The 6,869-nt window shown below is 61.9% G+C and carries 8 protein-coding genes and 1 pseudogene; 6 read left to right on the top strand and 3 right to left on the bottom strand.

What is annotated here, in order from left to right:
- Nucleotides 1-519, top strand: a 519-nt coding sequence (locus DP939_RS44980; protein ID WP_318656353.1) for a TrkA C-terminal domain-containing protein, incomplete at its 5' end; no start/stop codon positions are given.
- Here the strand turns inward: DP939_RS44980 and DP939_RS44975 are convergent.
- The 3 genes and pseudogenes from DP939_RS44975 to DP939_RS49625 form a co-directional block, all read right to left on the bottom strand.
- Complete coding sequence (locus tag DP939_RS44975) at nt 410-910, bottom strand: DUF6114 domain-containing protein (protein WP_113986949.1); 501 nt, start codon at nt 908-910, stop codon at nt 410-412. The two genes, DP939_RS44980 and DP939_RS44975, sit on opposite strands and share 110 nt — an antisense overlap.
- Nucleotides 911-973: 63 nt before the next feature.
- A pseudogene (locus DP939_RS48560) lies at nt 974-1,569 on the bottom strand (DUF6230 family protein).
- Nucleotides 1,570-1,698: 129 nt separating this feature from the next.
- A complete protein-coding gene (locus tag DP939_RS49625) occupies nt 1,699-2,124 on the bottom strand; it encodes an STAS domain-containing protein (protein WP_113986946.1) in 426 nt (141 codons plus the stop codon).
- 690 nt (nt 2,125-2,814) lie between these two features.
- On the opposite strand from DP939_RS49625, the gene DP939_RS44955 reads away from it, so the two are divergent.
- The 5 genes from DP939_RS44955 (at nt 2,815) to DP939_RS44945 (ending at nt 6,427) form a co-directional block, all read left to right on the top strand.
- On the top strand, nt 2,815-3,252 hold the full coding sequence (locus DP939_RS44955) for a response regulator (protein WP_113986945.1): 438 nt from the start codon (nt 2,815-2,817) through the stop codon (nt 3,250-3,252).
- 332 nt (nt 3,253-3,584) lie between these two features.
- The gene (gene lxmK / locus DP939_RS44950; RefSeq protein ID WP_113986944.1) at nt 3,585-4,697 is read left to right on the top strand and encodes a class V lanthionine synthetase subunit LxmK; all 1,113 of its coding nucleotides are present in this window, start codon (nt 3,585-3,587) and stop codon (nt 4,695-4,697) included.
- On the top strand, nt 4,694-5,668 hold the full coding sequence (locus DP939_RS45880; RefSeq protein ID WP_147268433.1) for a T3SS effector HopA1 family protein: 975 nt from the start codon (nt 4,694-4,696) through the stop codon (nt 5,666-5,668). Before lxmK ends, DP939_RS45880 begins: the two co-directional genes overlap by 4 nt.
- A gap of 59 nt (nt 5,669-5,727) precedes the next feature.
- Nucleotides 5,728-5,868, top strand: a complete 141-nt coding sequence (locus tag DP939_RS49620) for an LxmA leader domain family RiPP (RefSeq protein WP_199565853.1) — start codon at nt 5,728-5,730, stop codon at nt 5,866-5,868.
- 232 nt (nt 5,869-6,100) lie between these two features.
- Complete coding sequence (locus DP939_RS44945; protein WP_113986943.1) at nt 6,101-6,427, top strand: transposase; 327 nt, start codon at nt 6,101-6,103, stop codon at nt 6,425-6,427.
- Nucleotides 6,428-6,869 lie beyond the last annotated feature (442 nt).

The following is a 6,869-nucleotide window of genomic DNA, read 5'->3' as shown; positions in this document are numbered from 1 at the left end:
ACCCTCATCCAGGGACCGACCCTGCCGATGATCGCCCGGCTGCTGGGTGTCACCCAGCCGGGTCAGGCCAGGGAGGTGGACATCGAATCGGCTCCGCTCGAGGTCTTGGACGCCGACCTGCTCACCCTCACCATTCCGCCCGGTTCCCGCCTGCACGGGGTGGAGATCTTCGAGCTGAGGCTGCCCAAGCCGTCGATCGTCACCCTCATCGTCCGTGGCGGCGCGACCATCGTCCCGCAGCCCGTCACCATGCTACGGGAAGGCGACGACGTGCTCATCGTCACCACCCCCGCCACCCGGGAACGTGTCGAACGACGACTGCGGGCCGTGGGCCGGGACGGCCGCCTGGCGCACTGGTATGGGGAGCACGGCACCCCCGGCCCGGCTACGATCCACGCCACCGGCCGCATCAGCAGCGCGGAGGCAGATACGAGGTCGTGGACATCACGCACACCACCATCCCCGGCATCGGCATCGGCGTCGGTGCCGTCCAGCGCGCCGCGCCCAGGCGCGAGGTGAAGGACCGGGCCGCGGTCAGTACGCTTCGCACCGTGACGGTGTCGAGGCGGCCGGCGGGCTGGCCGACCGGGGTCCAGGCCACCGTCAGCATGCCGCCCAGCAGGCCGAGGGTCATGCCGAGCAGGAAGCCGCCAAGGTTGGAGTAGACGAAGGACGCCAGCGACAGCAGCACCGCGATCAGGCCGAGGAAGATCCGCTGGCCGGGCTGTAGCCAGGCGAGAACGCCCGCGATGATCAAGGTGATGGCGATGAGGTAGCCGGCTCCCACCGTGCCGAACATGACGGCCGCGAGCAGCGAGTCGAGCGCGAGCGGGATGGACATCAGCTCGGTCCCCGCCGCCACGATGAACAGCCCGCCCCAGAACGGCTGGGAACGTCGCCACGACTTCATGATCTTCCGCCCTTCGTCTCGCGCGTGCCCACGGCCATCAGCGAGGCCGGGGCCGGATCCGCCTCAGTAGCACTCGTGCGTGCCGGGCAGCACCCTGAGATGGAGGTCGGACAGGCTGAACGTCGCGGCCGTGACGGCCCACGCGCCCAGCCTGACGTTGCGGAGGGTGACCACTCTGGCCTGGCTGCCGAAGGTGCCGGCCGGCCCGCCGCCGCTCGGCACCTCGTCTAAGGTGCCGGCGTCCCGGCCCAGTTCGAGGTCGCGAATGGAGGCGGCGGTCTGTCCCACCGCCACGTCGATCACCAGGTCGTCGATGTCCACCTCGTTGCCCCCTGGCCACCGGTGAGCCGCATCGTCACCGTGCCGATGGGTGACCGCACCAGCGCGCTCGTGCACAGCCCGGTGACGGCGGCCCGCCGGATGTCGGACACGATGACGGGGACGGCTCGGCCCGTCCCGGTCCGGTCCATGCCGCCGGCCAGGGTGAAGCCCTGGCCGCGCAGTTCCCCGGCGAAGAGTTTGAAGCTGTTGCCGGACACCACGAACGTGGCGCCGATGACTCCTTGCGCCGTGGCCCCGACGAGCAGCGATGTCACCGCCGCGACGGGAACGAAGATCAGACCGAAGCGCTTCCAGCGCACGCATCCCTGCTCGGCCATATGCGCTCCCCTCCACGTCGCCCTGAATGAGTCACTGTCCTATTACAGACAGTCACAGTCCCGCCTAGGGTTTTGAGTATGCGCGACGTCCACAGCATTCGCCGATGCACACGCCGCACGCCGCGGCGATCATGGTGTGCGGCTGGGCAACCTTGCCGAAATCCAGAATGGCAACTCCCCTGTGCACCGATCGACCGGAAGCCGCTCATCACGGGCAGCCCACCCAACTGCGCGGGGTGGTGTGCTGATGGAGGTGCCCAGCGAGGATGGAGCCACGGCTGCCCGTGCCTCCGATACCTCCAGATGATCTCGCATTCGGATACCGCCGGGAGGAAGCGGCGCGCACCGGATGGGGCGGGCCCACCGAACGACCACACGGGGACGGCGCAGGATCGTGAAGACATCGGCCAGCCCGGCGAGTCTCAGCATGCGCTTCACCCCGGCGGGCACGCGGGCCAGTTCCATGGTGCCGCCCGCAGCGGTGATCTTCCGCTGGGCCGCCAGCAGCGCCTCCAATCCGCTGGAGTCGCAAAAGGACAGCCCGGCCAGGTCCACGGATCAACAGCCGTCTGGGGCCGGTCTCTCAAATACCGGCAGGACTCTGTATCCAGAGAACACGACAAGCTCTCTCATGTAAATGTGATATACATCACGCTTGTTGCCTTCTATCGATATGTGTACTTTTTAACTGGCTGACCCTTTTTCATCTACATTGCACACCCTGTGGGTGGTCGCACCATATGCGATGAAAGTGGATAAGAATACGTTTTGGATGCCTCGAGTTCGGATGGTGACGTCGGGTGCAACGAAATGGCTTCAACGCGTCTCCGCTCGCCGGTCTAGACTCCATTGGGCATCATTACCGGAGCAGAGCCCAGCTACCCCGCCCGCAGTCAACCTTGCGCCGGCGTTCGATGCCTTGGCGGCGGCCCAGGGCGTATTTGTAAGCACGTGACATCCGGAGGTGCACATCTCTTGGACTCAGTGCCATCAGTCCACCCTTCGACAGCATGGGGATCTGCGCAGCTTCGGAAATTAGTAAGCAGAAGGGTTAGCTTCTACATCCGCGAGGTAGCCGCACTTGAGCCAGTTCTAAGCCCGAAACGTGTTGCACCGCCGATGCAGCTGCTTACGCACCGGCCGATCAGCTTCACTGTGGCGGGCGACGAGGGCTCGGTCTAAGGCGAGTAAAATGTCTGAGCTCTCCGGTCTGGTATATGTAGGCAGATGAGCTAAGGTGCTGGCATGATCCGCGTTCTGTTGGCTGACGATGAAGAACTATCGAGTACGCTGAGGATGCTGCTACAGCTGGAGCCGGACATCCGCGTCGTGACTCAAGTCAGCCGAGCGGATGCAATCCCCTCCGCTATGATCAAGCATTGCCCGGACGTGATGGTGCTAGGCGTCGGAATGCTGGGAACTGAAGGGCTTACAGCCGCTAACCTATACAATAACCGCCACTGCAGGATCATTCTTTCCATGAGTATCGGCACGCCTGGCCTGCTACGAGACGCGATGGCTGTAGGAATCAGCGGCTTCCTAGACAATTCTTCAGCCGAGGATCTGGTGCAAGCAATCCATCGGGTGCATGAGGGAGGGCGATATATTGATACCGATTTGGCGGCAGGCTCAATGGGCACCGGGGACGGTCTCTCTGCTCTCGGACGCGATGCGCGCCGTTGAGCAGCTTTGTGGGCTTGGTCTTGCTCGCCACAAGGCAAGGCTTGTCCAGCAGCAGCTCAGCGCCGATATCGCGATTGGGGACGCTGCTTTGCAGGGATACACCTGCCCACCCACGGTTGTGGCGGATCCTGCATTGCTGCGACGCGCAGCGGAAGCCCTTCTGGTCAACGTGAAATGCGAAGAGCTTATGGCACAGTAAGGGTGTAGGGCTGACGAACGCGTTTCTCAGTACACTCATCCTGGCTTACCGTGAAAGCCTATTTGCCCGGTGCATGCGCTTACTCTAATCGACATAGCCGAAACCCTGGCGCGTCCAGGCCTGGATTGCGAATATGGCGACCAAAATGACAGGTAGTGGCAGCATGCTCCTACGTCCTTCATCACTATGGTTAGACGATGTCGACCAGCTCCTGAAGGAGAACGGCTTACCCCGGCTAGATCGAGCTTCACTCAGGCGCATGGACGGGAGAAATGAGTCCTGGGCTGCGGTAACAGAAAGGGGAGTGGCGATCTTCGTTAAGCGACTCAATGGAGCCGACGCCGAGAAGCGTCACAGAATACAGCGAGCGCTTGCCTTCGAGGATCTCCGTAGCGTTTTGAAAGTGCCTGCTCCAGAGCTTCTAGCAAGCCAGAGCCGCTCCTTCACGCTTGTACACGAATACATTGCCGATTCCCGTAGTGGAGCCGAGCTGATGGTCGATGAAGAGTTCAGCGACGAGCTGGCCTACAAGGCCGGCGGTATCATTGGACACCTGCACAACTCAAAGCTATCATCCTCGGATAGGATTGATCGCTCTAGCCCCCATCACCCCCCAGTCGAATATCTAGAGGGGCTTCCGCTGGCAGTGTTCGAGAATTCGACAGCCGCCGCCCTGGAGGCGTGGAAACTAATGCAGAGCGATCAGCATCTGCTGAACGCCATAAAGCGGCTTCGGGAGTGGGAGCTTTTATCGCCACGCAGCCCATGCCATTGCGACCTGAGGATGGACCAGTTCTTAGTAACGGGCCGCAGCATTCTTTTGGCGGACTGGGAAGAGTTCAGATTGGCTGACCCGGCGCGCGATGTGGGGTCCTTCATTGGCCAGTGGATTTCAAGGGCCATTATGGACATCATCACTAATCGCGGCGGCGACACAGCGTTCATCGGACTGGAGATGACCCATGATATAGTGCTTCAACGCGGGTTGGAGAGGTTAGGCCGGCTGCTGCCTCGGGCTCATAGTTTCTGGAAGGGCTACCTTAATGCTCGGCCCGATGCCGATAAAGAACTTGGCGTCCGGGCCACAGCTTTCGCGGGCTGGCACCTCTTCGATCGACTTCTAGCAGCTGGAGAACAAAGCTCGCGCCTTGCCAGTATCCAGCGGGCTGCAGCAGGAGTCGGGCGCACTGCACTGCTGAGGCCTGAAAGGTTTGCGAAGGCTCTCGGCCTGGAACCCGCATCATGAGCTCAGCGCAATGGCCATTGGCGCCACGCCTGAAAGAAGCGTTACAGAGCGTTCACATCACTCCCGACTGCCTTAGGTCTTTTGTAGGGCAACGCGAGCTCGAAGCGGACACGCCCCGCGAAATGCGACGCTTGCTCGCTGGGGCGCTCTACGACATGCTGCACGCTGGCAAAGAATCTGCCGAGGCGCCATTTTTGCAGCTACAGGACCCGGTATTAGAAGAAGCGCTGGAAGCCGTAGTCCCGCAACCTAGGACATCTGCGGCAGCCACCATAGCTTCCTATTCGCCGCCGAGAAGCGGCCCCGGCAAGGTGCTTGTACGGCGAGAAGGAATTCGGATCTGGGTTTCCCCTGAGGCAATTCAGGCTGCCGACTGGAAGGTCGGCGACACAGTCAACGTGGAGATGTCCGCTCTGCGCCCCAAGCTGTCTCCCGGCTTTTTTCTGATAGATAGGTCTTGTGACCAGCTCGGCATTCAGGGGACCCTCCGAATCTACATACATGTTGCCGACCCGGACGCCGCGCCGGAAGTATGGTCGCAAGTACTGCAGTATCTTGAATCGATGCGTGTTCCATACCAGGCAAAAATACTGTCATCGAAGCTGCTCTACCCTCGCCGCGACGCTTTCGTGGCTTACCTCAACGATACTGATGCAAACATCGCTGAGAATCTACCGCAGATGGTCTCTCAACTTCCAGGTATACATTCTGAGACCCCGCTTCTCGCGGAACCACTTGGCCGCGGAATCGCATGGGCATGGGAACCATGCGACGATCGTCCGGGGATGATCGGCCTTAGCTTCGGGCAACATCGGGCAGGTGTCCTAGCGGAGGCGATTGTTAGCGCGCATTACCAAGCCATGCCGCTCGAAGATGTCATCGTTGAGAACTTCTTGCGTGCGAACATCAATCCATCCAACCCTGCGCGGAATCTCACGCGCGCGCGAACCCCTGATCGGGACACCCAGTAACCCTTCAGGGTGTCACTCAATCCGCGCCTCAAGAGGCCGACTGGAGAGAAAGGCGCTCAATGGATCTGCCCGCCCTTTTAATCGAAATGATGTTCGGATACGACACCTACACCACGGCCGCCGAACTTAGCCTGTCGGCAGTCACCGACCCAGCGACCACAATCACCTGCTGCCCACGGCCAACGGTCGTCACCTGCTGATCAGCAGTCTGGCGTAAGCTTCATCATCGAGCAGACATGAGAAAGCGCGTGGACAACTCGGAGTTCGCCCACGCGCTTTCTCGCCTCCCACAGTCGCTGAAGTGGTGATCTCCTGCTGCCGGCTGATATTAGCCCGCCATCAATTCGGGAACCCACGGATTAAACCGGTCCGGGTTGGTTGGAGGCCCTGAAGCCAGCATGATCGTGCTGGCGGAAGGGAGAATCACACGCGATGCCAGCCCCCAGGAAGTACCCCGACGAGCTCCGCGAGCGTGCGGTGCGGATGGTCTTTGAGATCCGCGAGCAGACCGGCAATGCGCCCGGAGCCATCGCTCGGGTGGCCCAGCAACTCGGCGTGCATCGTCAGGCGCTGCGCAGTTGGGTGCGCGAGGCGGAGATCGACGGCGGGCAGCGACCCGGCACGTCGACTGAGGACGCGCAACGGATCGCTGAGTTGGAACGGGAGGTCCGTGAGCTGCGCCGGGCCAACGAGATCTTGAAGTCAGCGGCGGCGGCCTTAGTGGTGACGCCCGTAAGTCCTTCAGGGGTCAATGGCTGAGGTAGAGGTCGCAGGCGCAGTCGAGGGCTTCTTGGGGTGTGCCGGCGGACATGCCGGTGGGCAGGATTTGGTTCTCATACGTGCCGCTGCTGGCGAGGTAGAGGCCGAACCCCCAAATGGAGGCCGATCCGCCGTAACGGAGGCGGATGAGGGGCAGCCGGTCTCCGCCGGTCAGTTCGCCTTCGACGTAGGCCCCGGGTTCGACGTAATTCCGGGGTCCTAGAGGGTCTGCCGGTCTGAACGCGCTGGTAAGCGGGTCGGGGTGAGGCCTACGGGCGGAAAGTGCCTAGAGACGCGATTACGTCGATTTGCCTACACTGGCCTGGGTCGTGGCTCTATGGTCTGGAGTCGTGTACGTGAAGACGACGAAGCGGGAGAACAAGTCCGGGACGGTCCGGTACCTGCATCTGGCCCATAACGAGTGGGATCCGGTCAAGGGCCG

Source organism: Spongiactinospora rosea, from assembly GCF_003315795.1.
Taxonomy (GTDB): Bacteria; Actinomycetota; Actinomycetes; order Streptosporangiales; family Streptosporangiaceae; genus Spongiactinospora; species Spongiactinospora rosea.
This window is presented reverse-complemented; position numbering and strand designations above follow the sequence as displayed.

Coding starts and splice junctions, on each gene's coding strand:
- DP939_RS44955 (WP_113986945.1), top strand. CDS start 2,815: ATGATCCGCGTTCTGTTGGCTGACGATGAAGAACTATCGAGTACGCTG.
- DP939_RS44945 (WP_113986943.1), top strand. CDS start 6,101: ATGCCAGCCCCCAGGAAGTACCCCGACGAGCTCCGCGAGCGTGCGGTG.
- DP939_RS44975 (WP_113986949.1), bottom strand. CDS start 910: ATGAAGTCGTGGCGACGTTCCCAGCCGTTCTGGGGCGGGCTGTTCATC.
- DP939_RS45880 (WP_147268433.1), top strand. CDS start 4,694: ATGAGCTCAGCGCAATGGCCATTGGCGCCACGCCTGAAAGAAGCGTTA.
- DP939_RS49620 (WP_199565853.1), top strand. CDS start 5,728: ATGGATCTGCCCGCCCTTTTAATCGAAATGATGTTCGGATACGACACC.
- lxmK (WP_113986944.1), top strand. CDS start 3,585: ATGGCGACCAAAATGACAGGTAGTGGCAGCATGCTCCTACGTCCTTCA.